This is a genomic window from Streptomyces sp. RG80 (assembly GCF_040446465.1).
Classification (GTDB): domain Bacteria; phylum Actinomycetota; class Actinomycetes; order Streptomycetales; family Streptomycetaceae; genus Streptomyces.
Map to the genome: position 1 here is coordinate 57,075 of NZ_JBEAAJ010000022.1, position 17,121 is coordinate 74,195.

At 73.2% G+C, this 17,121-nt stretch carries 16 protein-coding genes; 7 read left to right on the top strand and 9 right to left on the bottom strand.

The genetic code is table 11. From position 1 onward, the window contains the following. Positions 1-101 precede the first annotated feature (101 nt). The 9 genes from ABKA17_RS46480 to ABKA17_RS46520 form a co-directional block, all read right to left on the bottom strand. Positions 102-920, bottom strand: coding sequence for a dienelactone hydrolase family protein (locus tag ABKA17_RS46480; protein ID WP_353698521.1), 819 nt, complete (start codon positions 918-920; stop codon positions 102-104). Between the two features lie 97 nt (positions 921-1,017). Further along, positions 1,018-1,383: an antibiotic biosynthesis monooxygenase family protein gene (locus tag ABKA17_RS46485; RefSeq protein ID WP_353698522.1), complete on the bottom strand. Its 366-nt coding sequence runs from the start codon at positions 1,381-1,383 to the stop codon at positions 1,018-1,020. A 9-nt stretch (positions 1,384-1,392) separates the two neighbouring features. After that, a complete protein-coding gene (locus tag ABKA17_RS46490; protein ID WP_353698523.1) occupies positions 1,393-1,998 on the bottom strand; it encodes a nitroreductase/quinone reductase family protein in 606 nt (201 codons plus the stop codon). 12 nt (positions 1,999-2,010) lie between these two features. Further along, entirely contained in the window at positions 2,011-3,705 is a 1,695-nt protein-coding gene (locus ABKA17_RS46495) for an NAD(P)/FAD-dependent oxidoreductase (protein WP_353698524.1), read from the bottom strand. 59 nt (positions 3,706-3,764) lie between these two features. Continuing rightward, the gene (locus tag ABKA17_RS46500; RefSeq protein WP_353698525.1) at positions 3,765-5,045 is read right to left on the bottom strand and encodes a ketosynthase chain-length factor; all 1,281 of its coding nucleotides are present in this window, start codon (positions 5,043-5,045) and stop codon (positions 3,765-3,767) included. Then, the gene (locus tag ABKA17_RS46505; protein ID WP_502994554.1) at positions 5,042-6,298 is read right to left on the bottom strand and encodes a beta-ketoacyl-[acyl-carrier-protein] synthase family protein; all 1,257 of its coding nucleotides are present in this window, start codon (positions 6,296-6,298) and stop codon (positions 5,042-5,044) included. The genes ABKA17_RS46500 and ABKA17_RS46505 overlap by 4 nt, the downstream gene beginning before the upstream one ends. Then, positions 6,298-6,621 (bottom strand): TcmI family type II polyketide cyclase, encoded by a 324-nt coding sequence (locus tag ABKA17_RS46510; protein WP_353698526.1) that lies wholly within the window; start codon positions 6,619-6,621, stop codon positions 6,298-6,300. The genes ABKA17_RS46505 and ABKA17_RS46510 overlap by 1 nt, the downstream gene beginning before the upstream one ends. A 233-nt stretch (positions 6,622-6,854) precedes the next feature. Further along, on the bottom strand, positions 6,855-7,703 hold the full coding sequence (locus ABKA17_RS46515; RefSeq protein ID WP_353698527.1) for a hypothetical protein: 849 nt from the start codon (positions 7,701-7,703) through the stop codon (positions 6,855-6,857). 154 nt (positions 7,704-7,857) lie between these two features. Then, positions 7,858-8,613, bottom strand: coding sequence for a response regulator transcription factor (locus ABKA17_RS46520; protein ID WP_353698528.1), 756 nt, complete (start codon positions 8,611-8,613; stop codon positions 7,858-7,860). Between the two features lie 296 nt (positions 8,614-8,909). Here ABKA17_RS46520 and ABKA17_RS46525 point away from each other — a divergent pair, with 296 nt between their 5' ends. The 7 genes from ABKA17_RS46525 (at position 8,910) to ABKA17_RS46555 (ending at position 17,061) form a co-directional block, all read left to right on the top strand. Next, positions 8,910-10,364, top strand: coding sequence for a Rossmann-fold NAD(P)-binding domain-containing protein (locus ABKA17_RS46525; protein ID WP_353698529.1), 1,455 nt, complete (start codon positions 8,910-8,912; stop codon positions 10,362-10,364). A gap of 238 nt (positions 10,365-10,602) precedes the next feature. Further along, positions 10,603-11,385, top strand: a complete 783-nt coding sequence (locus ABKA17_RS46530) for a response regulator transcription factor (RefSeq protein ID WP_353698530.1) — start codon at positions 10,603-10,605, stop codon at positions 11,383-11,385. After that, complete coding sequence (locus tag ABKA17_RS46535; RefSeq protein ID WP_353698531.1) at positions 11,382-12,137, top strand: sensor histidine kinase; 756 nt, start codon at positions 11,382-11,384, stop codon at positions 12,135-12,137. The genes ABKA17_RS46530 and ABKA17_RS46535 overlap by 4 nt, the downstream gene beginning before the upstream one ends. Positions 12,138-12,238: 101 nt before the next feature. Continuing rightward, positions 12,239-12,904, top strand: coding sequence for a LuxR C-terminal-related transcriptional regulator (locus tag ABKA17_RS46540; protein ID WP_353698532.1), 666 nt, complete (start codon positions 12,239-12,241; stop codon positions 12,902-12,904). Positions 12,905-13,115: 211 nt separating this feature from the next. Next, positions 13,116-15,461 carry an ATP-binding protein gene (locus ABKA17_RS46545; protein ID WP_353698533.1) on the top strand — a complete coding sequence of 782 codons (2,346 nt, stop codon included), beginning with the start codon at positions 13,116-13,118 and terminating at the stop codon, positions 15,459-15,461. Continuing rightward, the gene (locus ABKA17_RS46550; protein WP_353698534.1) at positions 15,461-15,688 is read left to right on the top strand and encodes a hypothetical protein; all 228 of its coding nucleotides are present in this window, start codon (positions 15,461-15,463) and stop codon (positions 15,686-15,688) included. Before ABKA17_RS46545 ends, ABKA17_RS46550 begins: the two co-directional genes overlap by 1 nt. Continuing rightward, positions 15,685-17,061, top strand: coding sequence for an AMP-binding protein (locus ABKA17_RS46555; protein ID WP_353698535.1), 1,377 nt, complete (start codon positions 15,685-15,687; stop codon positions 17,059-17,061). Before ABKA17_RS46550 ends, ABKA17_RS46555 begins: the two co-directional genes overlap by 4 nt. Positions 17,062-17,121 lie beyond the last annotated feature (60 nt).

The following is a 17,121-nucleotide window of genomic DNA, read 5'->3' on the forward strand; positions in this document are numbered from 1 at the left end:
GTCGCGGCGTCAGAGCGCGCACGTTGTGTGGCGGTGCACCCAAGAGGGCGGTTCGGGTCCGGGTGTGACATGCAGGGACGGCGGTGAGACGCACGTCACATTCAGGCCGTGGGGGTGAGGCGTTCCCGTAGGAAGGCGACGACCCGGGTGCGGGCGGCGAGCGCCTGGTGGCCCGGTGTCTCGCGTACTTCGGCGGTCAGCACGGAGTGGGCGCTCCTGGCGAAGCCGCCCGTGTTGCCGGGGGCGGAGTCGAGTTCGATGACCTCGAAGGCGTCCCCGAGCCGGGCCCGGAGCGTGCCGAACCGCTCGGCCGGGGAGATGCCGTCCTTGCTGAAGCGCAGGCCCAGCACGCACAGTCCCTCGCCGCGGGTGCGGGCGGTGACCGCGTCGAGTTCGTCGGCGGCGAGCCCGGGGTCGGCCTTGCGGCTCCGGCTCGTCGGGAACGGCACCGAGGGCTGGCTGACCACGGGGGCCAGTACGACGGGGTCGACGGCGGCGGCCAGCGCGAATCCGCCGGTGAAGCACATGCCGATGACCCCGACGCCGGGGCCCGGGGTGTGCGCGGCCAGGTCACGGGCGAGGGCGCGCAGATAGTCCGCGACGGGGCGGCGGGCGTTCGTGGCGAAGGCCCGGAACTCCGCCGACACACACAGCCGGGCCACGACCCCGAGGGTGTAGGGCGGGGAGTCGGCGCGGCCGGGGGTGCCGAACAGGGAGGGGACCGTGACCGTGAACCCCTCCTTGACGAGGTGCTCGGCCAGGCCCAGTACCTCGGGGGTGATGCCGGGGATCTCCGGGACGAGGATCACCCCGGGCCCGGCCCCCTTCTCGTACACGTCGTGGGTGAGGGGGCCTGCGGTGAAGGAGCGCCGGCTCCATCCGGTGAGGTCCGAGGTGGGTGCGGTGGTGGCGTCGCTCATGTGCGGGTCAGCTCCTGGCGATGGGGCGCGCCCCGGCCGCCGTACGACGTCTCTCGTACGACGTCTCTCGTACGACGACCGGGGCGCCACCGGCCGGTCAGGCGACGCAGATGCCCTCGACGGCGATCTTCTCGTAGATGTGCGGGTAGGCCGTGATGCCGTCGGGGTACTTGGCGGCCGACTGCTGGAACTCCGGCTTGCTGAAGGCGGCGAACAGGGCCTCGGTGGACTCCCACACGGCCACGTTCACGAGCAGGCGGCTGCCGGCGACGCCCTTGTGGAGCTGGGTCTGGATGCAGCCTGGGCTGCCCTTCATGTAGGCGGCGTCCTCGCGCCAGATCTTCAGGAACTCGTCGTAGAGGTCCTCGGGCACGTCGAAGACGTTGACCAGGGTGATCGGGCCGGTCTGCGACTGGAACTGCTTGATGAGGGGGGTGGACTCGTCCAACGCCTGGATCTTCATGGTCGCCTTTCAGAGGTGTGCGGGGTCGAGGTCGTCGGGGGTGATCTCGATGACCGGGATGGGGCGGCTGGCGCGCTTCTGGAACTCCGCGATGAAGGGGAAGACCTCGCAGAACTCCCGCCACCTGCGGTCGCGTTCGTCGCCGGTGAGGATCCGCGTGGTGGCCGGGAACTGCTCGGGGCCGATGTCCACGCTCACCTGCGGGGTGGCGCGCACGTTGTGGTACCAGGCGGGGTGGCTGGCCTGCGGGCCGCCGGGCACGTCGAAGTGGCCGGGGGCGGCGCACACGATGTAGCGGCCGTTGTCGTAGACGTAGCCGACCGGCAGGGTGCGCTTGAGACCGGTCCTGCGGCCGGTGGTGGTCAGCAGCATCGCGTCCAGGCGCCCGAAGTGCCCCATGATCTTCCCGCGGGACTTGCGGTACAGGAACAGGTGCAGGTGCAGGAAGGACTTGTTGACCTTCTTGACGTACTTGTTCGGCGGCTTGGAGTACAGGTAGACGTTGAAGCGGGTGAACGCCTGCACCAGGGGGTTGGTGTTCTCCATCTGGGGGCGGGTGGAGGACCAGGAGGACAGCGCCGCCTTGTCCTCGTCTCGTGCGGTGGTCTGGGACATGGCCGTCCTTCCTCAGAGAGCCTTCTTGCCCTTCAGGGCCGAGCGCAGGCCGCTGCTCACCAGGGAGCGGGCGATGTCGCGCATCTCGCCCTGGGGGGCCTTGCGCAGCGACCAGTTCATGAACTTGGCGACCATCGCGGTGGTCGGGTACACGAAGCGGGTGGACTCGTCGTCCTTCCAGCCGAACACCGGGTTCAGGCCCTCGCACTCGCGCAGCGCCGCGAAGATGGCGTCGGCCGCGGTGTCGCCGTCGAGTTCGCCGATCTCGTACTTCTCGCAGACCTCGGCGGTCAGGTCGAGGATCTTCTTGAACTCGTCGTGCGGCCACCACAGGCCCGGGTACGGGGTGTTCTCCAGGTCCTTCAAGTGCTGTTCGTCGCCGGTGAGTTCGTACTGGGCGCGGGCCCGGTGCAGGCGCATGACGCCCGGGGTGAGGAAGCCGCCCCACACCCTGAACACCGCGTTCCACAGCCGGAAGTGGGAGAAGGAGATGTAGGAGGCGTTGACGAGGTCGTCGTTGTGCTGGAGCAGACCGCGCTCCAGCTGCTCGACGTACTCGAAGCGCTCCACCGACCAGTCGTCGTCCTTGACCGACTCGAGGATGCGGGTGCACAGCGCGTACACCACCTCGAAGGTGTTGGACAGGCCGCGCGAGTACAGCGGGTCCAGGAAGCCGGCCGCGTGCGACATCAGGCACCAGCGGGGGCCGATCGAGCGGCTGGAGGAGTACTGGAGGCGGTCGGTGGAGACCCACTCGCGGACCCGCTTGGCGCCGACGAACTGCCGTTTGACGGCCGGGTACTTGTCGAGGAAGCCGCGCCAATCCTCGTCGGGGGTGATGTCCTTGGGCTTGGGGTAGGTGCGCTCGTCCATGGTGATGCCGACCGAGCACATCGGGTTCTTGGAGCCCTTGACGTTGTCGAAGGGGATGATCCAGAACCAGCCGCGTTCGATGAGGTGGTGCAGGGTGCCGCCGTGCCACTGGGCGGGCGGCCGCTTGCTGACCGGGTGGTGGGAGACGTCGTCGAACGGCTTGACGCCGATGTAGTGGGTGAACATCGAGCGGGCGTGGTGCTTGAAGCGGGCGGGCTGCTCGCGCAGGGAGAACTTCTCCGCCAGCGGGGAGCGGAAGCCGCTCGCGTCGATGAGGTACTTGGCGCGGAACACCTCGCCGTTCTTGCCGGTGATGGTGACGCCGTCGTCGTCGAAGTCGAGGTCGGTGGCGAACCAGTTCTGCCGGGTCGTGCAGCCGTACTTGGCGGCGACGTTGAAGTAGTACTGGTCGCTGTCCTGGCGGAAGAGGTGGCTGGCGTCGGTGAGGACCTTGGGGATGACGAACATCGTCGCCTGCTCCGGGTCGGGCTCGCGGCCCTCCTCGTGCTTGATGAACCCGAAGCTCTGCTTCTTGCCGTGGTGCGGGCCGATGTTGTCGGCGACCGCCTTGGCGCTGAGCAGATGGCCGAGCTCGGGGATGTCGAAGCGCGACTTGAGAATGTGCAGCCACTCGATGAGTTGCGGCGTCATCGACTCCCCCACCGCGAACCGGGGGTGCTGACCGGCGTCGACGAGGACCACCTTGGTGCCCTGGCGGGCCAGGATCGCCCCGGCGACCGAGCCGGCCAGGCCCGATCCCAGGATGAAGACGTCGCAGTGCTGGACGTTGTCGGACTTCTTGGCCTGGCCCGCGGCCATGACCTTGCTGGCCATATGCGCCACCCTCTCTTTGGACGTTGTCTGAGCCGTGTCTGTCGGGGCCCGGCCGGCGTTCACGCGGCGCTCCGGCGCACGACCATGGCGGAGTTGAAGCCGCCGTATCCGCGGGCCAGGACCAGCGCGGTGTCCACCCGGGCGGCCCGGGCCCGGCCGGTGACCAGGTCCAGGCGGTAGGCGGGGTCCGGGGTGACATGGGCGGTGGGCGGGATCACGCCGTCCCGGACGGACAGCAGGGCCGCGGCCACGTCCAGCGAGGCGGCGCCGGACAGCAGCCGTCCGGTCATCGTCTTCGGGGCGGTCACGGCGACCGCTTCGGGGCCGAAGACGTTGGTCACCGCGTCCGCCTCGACGCGGTCGAGCTCGGGGATCGCGGCGGCGTCGGCGAACACCACGTCGACGTCGCCGGGTTCGACGCCGGCGTCGGCGAGCGCCTGGCGGATCGCCCGCTCCAGGCCCGGCTCGCGGCCGGTGCCGGGCGGCGGGTCGAAGGTGGCCGCGTATCCGGCGAGCTCGCCGTAGATCCGGGCGCCACGGGCGCGGGCCCCTTCGGCGTCCTCCAGGATGAGCAGGGCGCCGCCCTCGCCGGGCACATGGCCTGCCGCCTCGATGTCGAAGGGCAGATAGGCGCGGCCGGGGTCGTCACTGGTGCTCAGCCGTGCGCTCGCGAGCTGGGCGACATGACCCCAGGGGCAGATCGAGCCGTCGACTCCGCCGGACACGATCAGCTTGCTGCCCTTGCGGATCTGCCGGCGCCCCTGCGCGAGCGCGTCCAGGCCGCCGGCCTGGTCGGAGACGACGACACCGCTGGGTCCGCGCATGCCGTTGCGGATGGAGATCTGGCCGGTGTTGACGGCGTAGAACCAGGCGAAGGACTGGTACGCGCTGACGTACTGGCCGCCCTTGCTCCACAGCGCCTGCAGTTCGCGCTGGCCGAACTCGAAGCCGCCGGAGGAGGACGCGGTGACCACGCCCATGTCGAAGGGCTCCCACTGCGCGGGGTCGACGCCGGCGTCGGCGAGGGCCCAGTCGGCGGCGACCAGCGCGAGGCGGGTCATGTGGTCGGTCTGCGGCAGCAGCCGGCCCGGCAGATGGTCCTCGGCCCGGAAGCCGGGGACCTCGCCGGCGAGGCGGGCCGGGTAGCCGGAGGCGTCGAAGCGGGCGATCTCGGCGATGCCGCTGCGGCCCTCGACGGTGGCGGCCCAGAAGTCGTCGGTGCCCAGGCCGTTGGGGGCGGTGACGCCGAGTCCGGTGACGACGACGCGGGTGGCTGGCGTGGCCGGGGTGTGCTCGGCCGCCGGCTCGTGCCGTACGGCCGGGGGTGTCGAGGTGCTCATGCTGCCCTCCGCAGGACCATCGCGCTCTGGAACCCGCCGAAGCCGCTGCCCACGCTCAGCACGGTGTCCGTCCGCTGCTCGCGGGCGGTCAGCGGCACGTAGTCCAGGTCGCACTCGGGGTCGGGTTCGTGGAGGTTGGCCGTCGGCGGCACCACGTCGTTCTCGATCGCGAGGACCGAGGCCGCGATCTCCAGGGAGCCGATCGCGCCGAGCGAGTGCCCGACCATCGACTTGATGGAGCTGACCGGGGTGGCGTAGGCGTGGTCGCCGAGGCTGTGCTTGAACGCCGCGGTCTCGTGGCGGTCGTTCTGCTTGGTGCCCGAGCCGTGGGCGTTGATGTAGTCGACCTGCTCGGGGTTGATGCGCGCCTCGTCCATCGCGAGCCGGATCGCCTCGGCCATCTCCAGCCCGTCGGGCCGAAGTCCCGTCATGTGGAAGGCGTTGCAGCGGGTCGCGAAGCCGGCGATCTCGGCGTAGATGTACGCCCCGCGCGCCTCGGCCCGCTCCCGCTCCTCCAGGACGAACATGGCGGCGCCCTCGCCGAGGACGAAGCCGTTGCGGGTGCGGTCGAAGGGCCTCGAGGCGTGCTCGGGGTCGTCGTTGCGGGGGGTGGTGGCCTTGATGGCGTCGAAGCAGGCCACCGTGATGGGCGAGATGGGGGCGGCCGCGGCGCCGGCGAACATCACGTCCGCGCTGCCCTCACGGATCAGCTCGGTGGCGTAGCCGACGGAGTCCAGGCCCGAGGTGCAGCCGGTGGAGACGACCGCGGCGGGGCCCTCGGCGCCGACCTTCCAGGCGACCTCGCTGGCGAACGAGCTCGGTACGAAGTAGTCGTACAGGTGCGGTACCGCGTAGCGGTGGTCGACCAGGTCCAGGCGGCCGCCGTCGGAGACGATGCGGTACTCGCGGTCCAGGGCCATGGTCGCGCCGACGCCGCTGCCGACGGTGACGCCGACGCGGTAGGGGTCGAGTTCGGGCAGGGCGATCCCGCTGTCGGTGAGGGCCTCGGCGGTGGAGACGACCGCGAACTGGGCGGCCCGGTCCATGCGCCGGATCTCCTGCGGGGTCAGCCCGTGCAGTTCGGCGTCGAAGTCGACCTCGGCGGCGATCCGGGAGCGGAACGGGGACGCGTCGAAGGAGGAGATGGTGCGGGTGGCGGTGCGGCCGTTGCTGAGCAGGTCCCAGTAGGCCTTGCTGCCGACGCCGCCCGGCGCCACCACGCCGATTCCGGTGATCACCACCTGGCGCGTCATCAGGACGCCCAGTGGTAGAAGCGGGTGGCCATCGCGTCGGCCGGCGAACGCCAGGTCGCCGGGTCGTAGGCCTCGATGAACGGCTTCAGGTCGTCACTGACCCGGACGAACCGTGGGTGGGTCTTGGCCTGCTCGATGGCCTCGCCGCCATGTGCGTCGTCGAAGTCCTGGAGGTGGAAGTACAGGCCGCGGTAGGCGAAGAGCTGCCGCCGCCGGGTCCCCATGAGGTGCGGCATCTCGGTGCCGTCGAACTCCTGGAAGATCCGGGCCACGTCACCACTGGACCCGGGGTCCATCCGCGCCACGATCAACGTGCTGTGCATGGGCTATCTCCCTGGCTGGAATAGGCGGTGACAGCCGCCGGAGGGAATTTCCTGATGGAATCCGGGAGGGCCGAAACGGGAATTCCTTGAATTCGCCGTGCCCCGTGCGCAGTTCACCGGATCCTCACTTACAGCTTCTTCGGTCCCTGACCGAATAACAACGCGTATCCGTGCAGATCCATGTCAGAAATTCTTCAAGGGACTCCGGCGGACCGTCAGATTCCGGCTGCGGCTCACGCGGAGCGGCGGCGGGCGAAGCACTCATGGACGTCCGCCTCCGCGTAGTAGGTCCGCCCGGCCTGCGACCGCCTGCGCCAGCCCTGCTCGCTGGCCAGCCGGTAGACGGTGCCGGTGGGCGTGGACCAGAGCCGGGCCACGTCGGAGGCGGTCAGCCAGCGCTCCCGCGGGCCGCCGCTCTCGCCCGCGTCGCGCATCGCGCGGCGCAGCTCGGTCCACCGCCCGCCCGGCCAGGTGTGCGCGGCGTCCGCGTCGCACCGGATGCCGGCGGGGGCCTCGCGGCCGCGCAACTCCGCGCTGAGACGTCCGGTGCAGCCGGGCGCCACGCACGCCCCGATGCTCACCCGGCGCGCCGGTTCACCGCGGGCCACCCGGTGCGCGGCCCTGACCAGGCGCGCCACCTCGCGGGTGGCGTCGGCGGCGGCCGGATGGGCGGCGAGCCAGCCGGCGTGCCGCACCAGCAGCGCGGCGAGGGCGGTGACCGTCCGCTCGGGGGTGGGCGCGCCGCACTCGGTGACGACGAGGCCGCTCCAGGAGCTGAGGGTGGCGGTGATCTCCGCGCGCACGTCGGCGGCCGCGGCGTTGAACGGCAGGCCCGAGGGCACCGGCCCGCCGCTGGTGCGCTCCTGCCCTTCGGCGGCGCCCCGGCTGCCGCCGAGGACCTGCTCCAGTTCGGTGTGGAGTGCGGGCAGTTGACGCAGGCGCGCGACGAGCAGGTGCGCACACGCCCGGCACAGCCGCAGGCGCGGCGCCGCGAGCTCGACCGGTTCGCCCGTCTTCCTTCGGCAGTCGTCGCCCTCGCAGCGGGTGCGGGGCGCGGTGGACGTCATTTCTGGCTGGTTCATTCGGTTCATTCGAATCCCCCGTCGGATGGGTAAGGAATGTCACCTTTGCTGCCCCGCACCTGGAAAGGCGTACGTCGCTGACGTACGCCTTCGGATGCAGGCGATCGTTACACGGAAGGAAAGTGCCGGAAACGTGAAATCGAGAGCCGGGCGTTCAGGCCCGGCCGATCCTGAAACCCACCCCGTGGACGGTGATGATCCAGTCGCGGGAGCCGAGTTTGGTGCGCAGGCTGCTCACATGGGTGTCGACGGTGCGCCGAGACCAGGAGTCGGCCCACACCTCGCGCAGCAGCTGCTCGCGGGTGACGACCGTCTCGGGCCGCGAGGCCAGCAGGTAGAGCAGGTCGAACTCCTTGCGGGTGACGGCGATGGTGCGGCCGCCCAGGCGGACCTCGCGCAGCGCCGCGTCGATGCGCAGCGCCCCGAACGACAGCACCCGGCGCTCGATGCGGGGCTGCACCCGGCGCATCACGGCCTCGATACGGGCCAGCAGTTCCCGGATCCCGCAGGGTTTGACCAGGTAGTCGTCGGCGCCGGCCTGGAGGCCGAGCACGACGTCGAGTTCGCCGCCGCGGGTGCTGAGCACGATGACCGCGGTGCGGCCGGACGCGGTCAGCTGACGGCACACCTGAAGGCCGTCGACGTCGGGCAGGTCGGGGTCGAGCAGCACGATGTCGACCTCGGCCTCGCCGTAGGTCTCCAGCGCGGCGTAGCCGTTGCGGGCGCGCTCGACGTGGTGGCCGTGCCGGCGCAGCGCCTCGGCCAGGGGTGCCGCGTCCTCGGCGCGGGCGTCGACGATCAGGACACGCCAAGCCGTGTGCGCCGCCGCAGCGGTGCGGGCGTCGGCTTCGAACATCTCGTTGCGCAGTGGTGCGGGTGGGCTCAGCAGGTCGGCTGACGCCTGACGCATGACTCACCTCCACATCAGCCGGGATTCAAGCCTCGTACGGTTTCAGCCACCGTAAGCAACGCCGTGCCAGCTGCCGGTCAGCTCAAGTGCAGGAGAGGCGCAACGGCAGGCATGGGGTTGGCCAGCCCCGCGGCGGGCCGATCACGTGCGGGCCTGCGGAATGTTGACGTTCCGGTGCGGTGCAGCTGACACAGCCGTGCCGTCGGGCTGTCGTGGCACCGCCGATGCTGACTCAAGGACCCGATGTGATCACCGGACACGGCTGTGATCACCGACCACGACGACGGGGTGGAGCGATGGACGCGAGCATGTCGGCGGTGGACCGGTCGCCTCTGGGCGGCGCCTCGCAGGGGGTGCGTCACCGTGCCGTGTGGGTGCCCGCCGCCACCCATCCGCTCGCTCCCCCGGCCCTGCCCACCGAGCGGATGCTGCTCGTGGTCGACGGCCGCGACAACGGCCGGGCCTGGGTGCCGGGTTCGGTGCGCACCGTGCGGGTGGGCCGCGATGTCACGGGCAGTGCCATGTCCTGGTCGACGTACCTGGATCAGCTGCGGGAAGCCGGACGGTTCCCGCGCGGCGTGGTCGTGGATCTGCCCGCCGCCACGACCGGCGCCGAGCGCGCGGCCGACCTGGTCCTGCCGCTGCTGCGGGCGCTGTGCTGCTCCACCGGCCCCGACTCGCTGCGTCTGGCGTTCCTGGTCACCGGCCGGGCCCGGCCCGAACTGGCGGCCGCGCTCGGGGCGGTGGCGCAGATCGCCGGGGTGGAGGACGGCCGGCTGAGCGCGGTGTCGGTACGGGTGCAGACGCTGCCCGGCTGGGCCCGGGACCCCTTCCACGTGGCCCGCGCCGAACTGGCCCTGCCCCGGCCGGGCCTGGCCGAGGTCCGCTACACGAGCGCCGGCCGCGAGGTCCGCGTCCTGCGCGCCCACCGGCCCGGCGCCCCCACCGCTCCGGCGGGGCTGCGCCCAGGCGGCCGGTATCTGGTCGGGACGGGCCCCGACGGGGCGGGAGAGCGGCTCGCCCTGCGGCTGGTGCGCGAACTCGGCGCCCACGTCGTGCTGTTCGGCGCGGACCCGCAGACCGAGCCGGACGAGGGACCGGTCGCGGAGGGACCCGACGGGCCGGGGTGGCAGGCGAGCGGTGCCAGGAGCGGCAGCCCGGCCGACGCGCCCGTCCCCGACCGGCCGGGCCCGTACGCGGACCGTGCCGGCCGTACGCGGGGCCGTGGACCGCTCACGCGGCAACCGGAATACGCGGGGTCCCGCGCGGACGGGGGCGGCGAGGAGGGTCGCGGGGCTCTCGTGCGCGTCGGCGGGCGGGCGAGCCGGTACGCGGACGTCCGGGTCGCCGTGCAGGCCGCGCTGCGTGCCTTCGGCGGGCTCGACGGGGTGGTGCACTGCCCCGGCGGCGGTCAGGGCCGCCTGCTGGGCGGGCAGTCCGTCGCGGCGGCCCGGGAGACGGTCGCGGACGCCGTCAGCGGCGCCACCCACCTGGACCGCGCCACCGCGGTACTGCCCCTGGAGTTCTTCGCGCTCGCCGTGGACACCGACCCCTACCAGGCCGTCGCCGGTGCCTCGGTGCCCGCCGCGATCGGCAGGGCGTTCGGCTCGGTCGTCGCCGCCCGTGCCCGGCTCGCCGCGAGAGGCGCCCGCCGTGGCGCCTCGCTCGCCGTCTGCCGGCCCGGCGCCCTCGCCGACCTGCCGGACCGGGGCGCCGGCGCCTGGTCGGGCCCCGCCGGACGGGCCGCCTGAACCGGCCGGTGAGCGGCGATCATCCCAGTGCCATGACAAGGTGCCGGTCCGGCCCGCCCGGCCCCTGACAACCCGCGCGCCCATCCGCCCGCCATGACAGGGCTCAGCCACGAAACATCCGGTCGCGCGCACGGTTTTCCACCACGGTGTGGCGGAACGTTGACGTCCGTCGCGCCCGCTCAGCAACCTCGAGGACTCCGGTCATGCGTACGAATTCCTTGAGGGGAGCGTGAGCGCGATGGACGTACTGGTAGTCGAGGACGATGACGGTATGGCCGAGGCGCTGCAGCAGATGCTGCATCTGCACGGCCACGAAACCCGCCGCAGCGACACCGGTACCGACGCCCTGGCGAGTCTGCCCGGCACCAAACTCGTCCTTCTCGATCTGAGCCTGCCGGACCTCGCCGGGCACGAGGTGTGCCGGCGCATCCGGGAGAGTTCCTGTGTCCCCATCGTCGTGCTCAGCGGCAGCGACCACGAACTCGACCGGGTCACCGCCCTGTACGCCGGGGCTGACGACTTCGTACCCAAGCCCTTCAGCCGCCACGAACTGCTCGCCCGCATCGAGGCCGTGCTGCGCCGCAGCAGCTGCTGCTGCGGGCGGTCCCAGGAGGGCGCGGCCGCCGCCCCGGCGTCGCTGCCCGTGCAGGAGCCACGACCACGCCGCTCCCCACCGAAACCGGCCGGGGAGCCGGCAGCCGTTCCCGACAAGCTGCGCGCGGGCCCGCTGTGGCTCGACACCCGCACCCGCCGGGTCTTCATCGACGACGAGGAGATCCGCGTCACCCGCAAGGAGTTCGACCTGCTCGCGATGCTCCTGGAGGAGCCGGGGACGGTCATGCAGCGCGAGGACATCATGGCCCGGGTGTGGGACGAGAACTGGTTCGGCTCCACCCGCACGCTCGACGTCCACGTCGGATCCCTGCGCGGCAAACTCGGCAGCACCCGCTGGATCGAGACGGTCCGCGGAGTGGGCTACCGGCTGACGGTGCCGGCGGTCCTCGCCGGGGCAGAGCGATGAGCGGGGGCCACCAGGCAACGACCGTCCTGCCGTACGACACGGCCGGCCGTCCGGACGACGCGGGGGTACGTCCGTACGGCATGGCGGAACTCGACGGGGCCGATACCCCGTACGGGCTGGCCGCCGCGGCCGCGCACCAGCTGCGCGGGCCGTTGTCGTCGATCCGGCTGCGGTTGCAGATGCTCGGCGAGGGCCGGCCCGACATCGCCGAACTCCCGGGTGTGCTGGGGGAGGTGGACCGGCTGGCCTCGTTGCTCGACCAGATCCTGGACTGGGGCGCCGCGGGGCGGCAGCCGGCGCCCGAGCCCGTCGAGGCGCTCGACGTCACGGCCGCCCGGGCGGACGCCTGGAGTGTGCTCGCCGACCGCGGGGACGTCCGTGTCGACGTCACCGGCACCGCCGCCACCGCCCTGCACACGCACGGGGCGCTGGACCACGCCCTGGACGTTCTGCTCGACAACGCGGTGCGGGTGAGCCCACCGGGCACGGTCGTCACCTGTGCCGTGCACGTCATCGGTGCCCATGTGCACGTCGGGGTCACCGACGAGGGTCCCGGCATGACGGACGAGGAACTCGCCCTCGCGGGACGCCCGTTCTGGCGCGGCGCGGCGCGGGCCGGGCAGAAGGGCACCGGGCTCGGACTGTCGATCGCCCGGTCCCTGCTGGACTCCTGCGGCGGCCGGCTGGACCTGCGCCGCGCCACCACGGGCGGCCTGGCCGCCACCGCCGTCCTGCCGCTGGCACCCGGCTGAGGCCCCTCGGCGCACCTCGTGCGCCCGATTCGCCCTCCGCACAGAGCAGTTGCCCCCACCACGCGACGGGTCAGTCCGGCGCCGAACCCCTGGAGTCCCGCATGTCCATCGAGGTCCTCCTGGCCCACCCCCACCCCGCCACGCGGGCCGCGCTCGCCGGGCCGCTGGGAGGGGAGGACGACATCGAGGTCGTGGGCGAGTGCGGTGACGGCAGGCGGGCCCTGGACCTGGCCGGGCGGTTACGGCCCTCCGTCCTGGTGACGGGGCTGCGGCTGCCGGGCCTCGACGGGGTGGAGGTGACGCGCCGGCTCGCCAGACAGGCCGATGCGGGCGGCGTCCGGGTCGTCGTCCTCCTCGACGGCCCCTCTTCGCAGCTCGCCTTCGAGGCGCTGCGAGCAGGGGCGCGCGGAGTGCTGGTCCAGGACAGCGACACGGGCGAACTGCCGCGCGCGCTGCGCCTGGTCGCCGGCGGCGGCGCGCTGGTCTCGCCGCGCCTGACCCGGCCGCTGATCGACGCGTGCCTGCGCGGGCCCGGCGCCGTGGCCGCGCCCGCCCTGGACCGGCTCACCGCGCGCGAGCGCCAGGTGCTGTCCCTGGTCGGCACCGGGCTCTCCACCCAGGAGATCGCCGACCGTCTCGTCGTCGCCGAGCTCACCGCCAAGACCCACGTCCGCCGCACCATGGTGAAGCTGGGCGCCCGCAACCGCACCCAACTCGTCGCCATCGCCTACGAGAGCGGCATGCTCAGACCGCGCGTGCGGGCGTAGTACCCCGCTATGCACGTCCGGCGGTTTCCGGCAGCTCCGCGCGACGCGGTCTCAGCCCCGTCTTGAGCCGAGTTCGAGCCTGTCCGGAGATGCTCGCAGCACGGCTCGACGTGAGGCGACAGGAGAGGGGTCCGCGGGGGCCGCAGACGCACAGCGTGGGATGTCCTGACACCGGCGAGACATGACGCCGGGCGGCCGCACGGGGGAAAGTATGTCAACGGATCTGTGGACGTACCGACCGGCGGCCGCACTGGTGGGCCGCGAGTTCGACCTGATCGGCGTCCAGGGCAGACTCCAGGACCCGTCCGTGCGTCTGATCACCCTGACCGGACCCGGCGGAGTGGGCAAGAGCCGACTGGCCGTAGAGGCCGCTGCGGGGGTCGCGGAGCTGTTCCCCGGCGGCGTCCACAGCATCGATCTGCCGGCCTGCCTGGACCTGGAGTCGGTCCTGAAGAGCGTCGGCAAGACCGTACGGGACGTCACGGAACGCACGCTGCTGCTGCTCGACGGCGTCGAGCACGTCGCGGGCGGGCTCGCGGCACCGCTCGCCCGCCACCTGAGCGCCACGCCCCTGCTCACCGCCCTGGCCACCGGGCAGGAGATCCTGCGGATCCACGGCGAGTGCGTGCTGCCCGTGCCGCCGCTGCCACCGCCGGGCCCGCTGCTCGACCCCGACGTCACCGACGTCCGGGACAACCCCGCCGTCGAACTCTTCGTGCGCTGCGCACAGCAGGCCAACGCCTCCTTCGCGCTCACCCCGCACAACGTCGGGGCGGTCGTCGACCTCTGCAATCTGCTGGAGGGGCTCCCGCTGGCCCTGGAGCTCGCCGCGCGCCGGCTGCGGCTGTATCCGCCGCAGGAAGTGCTCGACTGGCTGCGCCGGGGCGGCGACAGCCACCTGCCCGGGCCCGTCGACGTGCCCGCGCGGCAGCGCTCCACGCCGGCGATCGCCGAGTGGAGCTGCCGCGGGCTGAGCGGACCGCAGCGCTCGCTGCTGGCCCGGCTCGCCGTGTTCCGGGGCGGGGTCACCCTCGCGATCGCCGAGAAGGCCTCCCCGCTGGGGTCCGACGAGACCCCCGCCGCGCTGGAGGCCCTGCTGGAGCGCGGCCTGCTCACCCTGGAGGAACAGCCGCACACCGACAGCCGGTTGACGATGTCCCGCACCATCCGCGCCTACGGTCTCCGCCTGCTCGACGAGGCCGACGAGACTGCCGAGGCGGACAGGGCGGGCGAGGGCGAGGCAGGGCTTCGGGCCGCCCGGCGGGCGCACGCCCGCTGCTACCAGCGACTGCTGCCCGCCCTGGAGGACCGCTTCCACGGTCCGCGGCAGGGGCACTGGCTGCGGGTGGCGGCCGCCGAACACGACAACGTACTCGCCGCGCTGCGACACCTGGAGCGGGAGGAGAACGAGGAACCGAGGGAGGGGAAGGAGAAGGAGGACGCCGTCCTCGCGAGGGCGGGGCTCGTCACCGCCTGCCGGCAGCCCTGGCTCGTCCACGGCGAGCTGAGGGAGGGACTGCGCTGGTTCGACGCCACCGGGCGGGCCCTGGAGGACGCCGGGCGCGAGGAGCGCGCCGGATCCGAGGAGTGGCTGCGGGCGCGGGCCCGCCTGGACAGCGGTGCGGGCGTGCTCGCCGCGGCCCTCGGCGACCACGACGGGGCGGCACACCGGCAGCGCCGGGCCGTCGCCCTCTACCAGCGGCTGCGCGACACGCGCTCCGCCGCGCTGGCCTCCGTCCGTCTGGGGCACGCGCTGTTCCGGTGCGGCGAACGCTCCGAGGGACAGTCCCTGCTGACCGCGTCGCTGGCCGCCCTCGACGCGCAGGGCGAGACCACCGATGCCGCCGAGGCGGCCGCCGCGCTCGCCGACGTGCTGCTCGCGGTCGGCGACACGAAGCGGGCGCGAGCCCTGCTGGAGCGGGCCGGCCGCGTCCAGCGACGGCACGGCGCGATCCGCGATCTGGCCCGCACGATCCATCTCGGCGCCCGGCTGAGTCTGTGCGAGGGCGACGACGCCGGCGCCCGCTCGGCGCTCAAGGAGAGCATCGGACTGTACGACTCGATCGGCGAGCGCACCGAACTGCCCGCCGTACTGGAGATGTTCGCCCTGCTGATCCTGGAGCAGGCGGGCCAGCCGCAGCGCGCCGCCCGGCTGCTCGCGGCGTCCGGTGCGCTGCGCGCCGTCACCGGGGCGGGCATCGAGCGGGAGCGTGCGCAGCGGTCGCGGGCCGCCGTCGACGTACTGCGCCACCGGCTGGGCCCGACGGTCTTCGCCACCGCGTGGGCCGAGGGTCTGCGACTGCGTCCCGAGGCGATGGCCGCCGAGGCGCTCGCGGCGGCCGAACCGGCCGGAGCCGGCGACGGGGACCGGGTCGCGCTCACCCCGCGCCAGCTCCAGGTGGCGCTGCTGGTGGCCGACGGCATGACGAACCGGCAGATCGCGCAGGCCCTGGACATCGCCGAGTGGACGGTGGTCAACCACGTCCGGGGTGTGATGCGGAAGCTGGGCTGCGCCTCCCGGGTCCAGGTCGCCTGGGCCGTGGGCAGGAGCCGGTGATGGCGGCACCCACCCGGGCCCCGGACCCGCTGTCCGGCGGCGGTGTCCCGCTCGCCGGGCTCCTCGCCGACCTGCGCCCTCCGGACGAGGTCGCACGGACCTTCCTGCGGCGGGGCTGGTGGCGGACCGAGACCGTGCTCCACGACGTGTACCTGGGCGCGGCCCGGCTCCGCACCGCGCCGCGATCGTGTCCCACCAGTCGCACCGCCCGGCCGCGTCCCGCGTGACACGGCTGTCGTACGCCCAGCTCGCCGCCTTCACCGGACGGTTCGCGCACGCCCTGGACGCGCTCGGGGTGCGCCCGGGCGACCCGGTCGCCTTCCAGTTGCCGAACCGCTGGGAGACGGTGGCGCTGCTGCTGGCGTGTCTGCGCTCGGGCGCCGTGGCCGTGCCGGTGATGCCCGGGTACGGGGCCCGGGACCTGGAGGCGGTGCTCGGGGCGGCCGAGCCTCGGCTGTGCGTCGTACCGGATCGCTGGGAGGGCACCGCGCCCGGCCAGGTCCTCGCCGGTCTCGCACCGCGGCTGCCGTGGCTGCGGCACCGGGCGGTGCTGGGCGACACGGTGGACCCCGGAGCCGTCGATTTCCTGCGGCACTTCGTGCGCACCCCGCACGAGCGGTACCGGCGCGCGGGATGGCTCAGGCTGCCGGCGGGCAGTGCCGACCGGGTCGCCGTGGCGGTGACCTCGCTCGGCATGGGAGCGGCGCACAGCATGGCCCTGCACACGCCCAACTCGCTGCACGCGAGCCTGCCTTCGGCGGCGGAGCCGGGCGGGGCCGCGTTCTCGGCGCTGCCGCCCGCGTCGCTGCCGGCGCTCCTGCACACGGTGATCGGGCCGCTGACGCGCGGGGGGACGGTGGTGCTCCAGGACGTGTGGGACGCGGACGGCGCGCTCGCGCTGATGGCCTCGGCCGAGGTGCGCGAGGTGTACGCGACACCCGCGCAGTGGACGGAGCTCGCCGCCGCGCGGGAGCGCCGGCCGCGGGAGGCCGTCGAGCTGTCCGGCGCGTACACCTCCGATCCGGCGGGCACGTCCGCCGCGCTCGGCCGGCGCGTCGCGACGGGTTTCGGGGTGCCGCCGCGCGCGCTGCCGCCGTCCGCCGCGCACACCGCGTTCGAAGGGGACGTGGAGGGTGCGCCGTACCGGTCGGGGTCGCGCGGGCCCGCCTCGCCGCTCGCGGTGTGGCGGCGGGCCGCCGGGTCCGCTGTGACCTGGGAGGAGGACGGCGCGCAGACGGAGTACGACCTCGACGAGTCGGGGCATCCGCGGCTGCGCACGGAGGAGGTCGGCGGGGTGTTCCTGGTGCCGGTCACCGAGATCGAGTCGCTGCTGCTGCGGCATCCTGGGGTGGCCGAGGCCGCGGTCGTGGCGCGCGCCGATGCCCGGCACGGCGAACTGCCGTGCGCGGTCGTGGTCCCCGACGGCGCCCCGCCCACTCTCCCGGAGCTGCGCGGCCATCTGTCCGACCACGGCGTCCCGCCCGCGCATCTCCCGGCCGGCCTGGTCCTCCTGGGCGCCCTGCCCCGTACCGACTCCGGTGACCTGCGCCGCCGCGAGCTCCAGGAGGCGATCGCCCGCCGCACGAGCCGAGCGGCCTAGGCGGCGAGGGCGTCAAGGCGTCCGGGCACGTGCGGGCAGCCGGGACGCGGGGGCGGGGTG

Bases quoted from the DNA above. Each gene is read 5' to 3' on its own strand.
- ABKA17_RS46530 (WP_353698530.1), top strand. From the start codon at position 10,603: ATGGACGTACTGGTAGTCGAGGACGATGACGGTATGGCCGAGGCGCTG.
- ABKA17_RS46515 (WP_353698527.1), bottom strand. From the start codon at position 7,703: ATGAACCAGCCAGAAATGACGTCCACCGCGCCCCGCACCCGCTGCGAG.
- ABKA17_RS46540 (WP_353698532.1), top strand. From the start codon at position 12,239: ATGTCCATCGAGGTCCTCCTGGCCCACCCCCACCCCGCCACGCGGGCC.
- ABKA17_RS46505 (WP_502994554.1), bottom strand. From the start codon at position 6,298: ATGACGCGCCAGGTGGTGATCACCGGAATCGGCGTGGTGGCGCCGGGC.
- ABKA17_RS46490 (WP_353698523.1), bottom strand. From the start codon at position 1,998: ATGTCCCAGACCACCGCACGAGACGAGGACAAGGCGGCGCTGTCCTCC.
- ABKA17_RS46550 (WP_353698534.1), top strand. From the start codon at position 15,461: ATGGCGGCACCCACCCGGGCCCCGGACCCGCTGTCCGGCGGCGGTGTC.
- ABKA17_RS46495 (WP_353698524.1), bottom strand. From the start codon at position 3,705: ATGGCCAGCAAGGTCATGGCCGCGGGCCAGGCCAAGAAGTCCGACAAC.
- ABKA17_RS46545 (WP_353698533.1), top strand. From the start codon at position 13,116: ATGTCAACGGATCTGTGGACGTACCGACCGGCGGCCGCACTGGTGGGC.
- ABKA17_RS46485 (WP_353698522.1), bottom strand. From the start codon at position 1,383: ATGAAGATCCAGGCGTTGGACGAGTCCACCCCCCTCATCAAGCAGTTC.
- ABKA17_RS46510 (WP_353698526.1), bottom strand. From the start codon at position 6,621: ATGCACAGCACGTTGATCGTGGCGCGGATGGACCCCGGGTCCAGTGGT.
- ABKA17_RS46520 (WP_353698528.1), bottom strand. From the start codon at position 8,613: ATGCGTCAGGCGTCAGCCGACCTGCTGAGCCCACCCGCACCACTGCGC.
- ABKA17_RS46500 (WP_353698525.1), bottom strand. From the start codon at position 5,045: ATGAGCACCTCGACACCCCCGGCCGTACGGCACGAGCCGGCGGCCGAG.
- ABKA17_RS46535 (WP_353698531.1), top strand. From the start codon at position 11,382: ATGAGCGGGGGCCACCAGGCAACGACCGTCCTGCCGTACGACACGGCC.
- ABKA17_RS46480 (WP_353698521.1), bottom strand. From the start codon at position 920: ATGAGCGACGCCACCACCGCACCCACCTCGGACCTCACCGGATGGAGC.
- ABKA17_RS46525 (WP_353698529.1), top strand. From the start codon at position 8,910: ATGGACGCGAGCATGTCGGCGGTGGACCGGTCGCCTCTGGGCGGCGCC.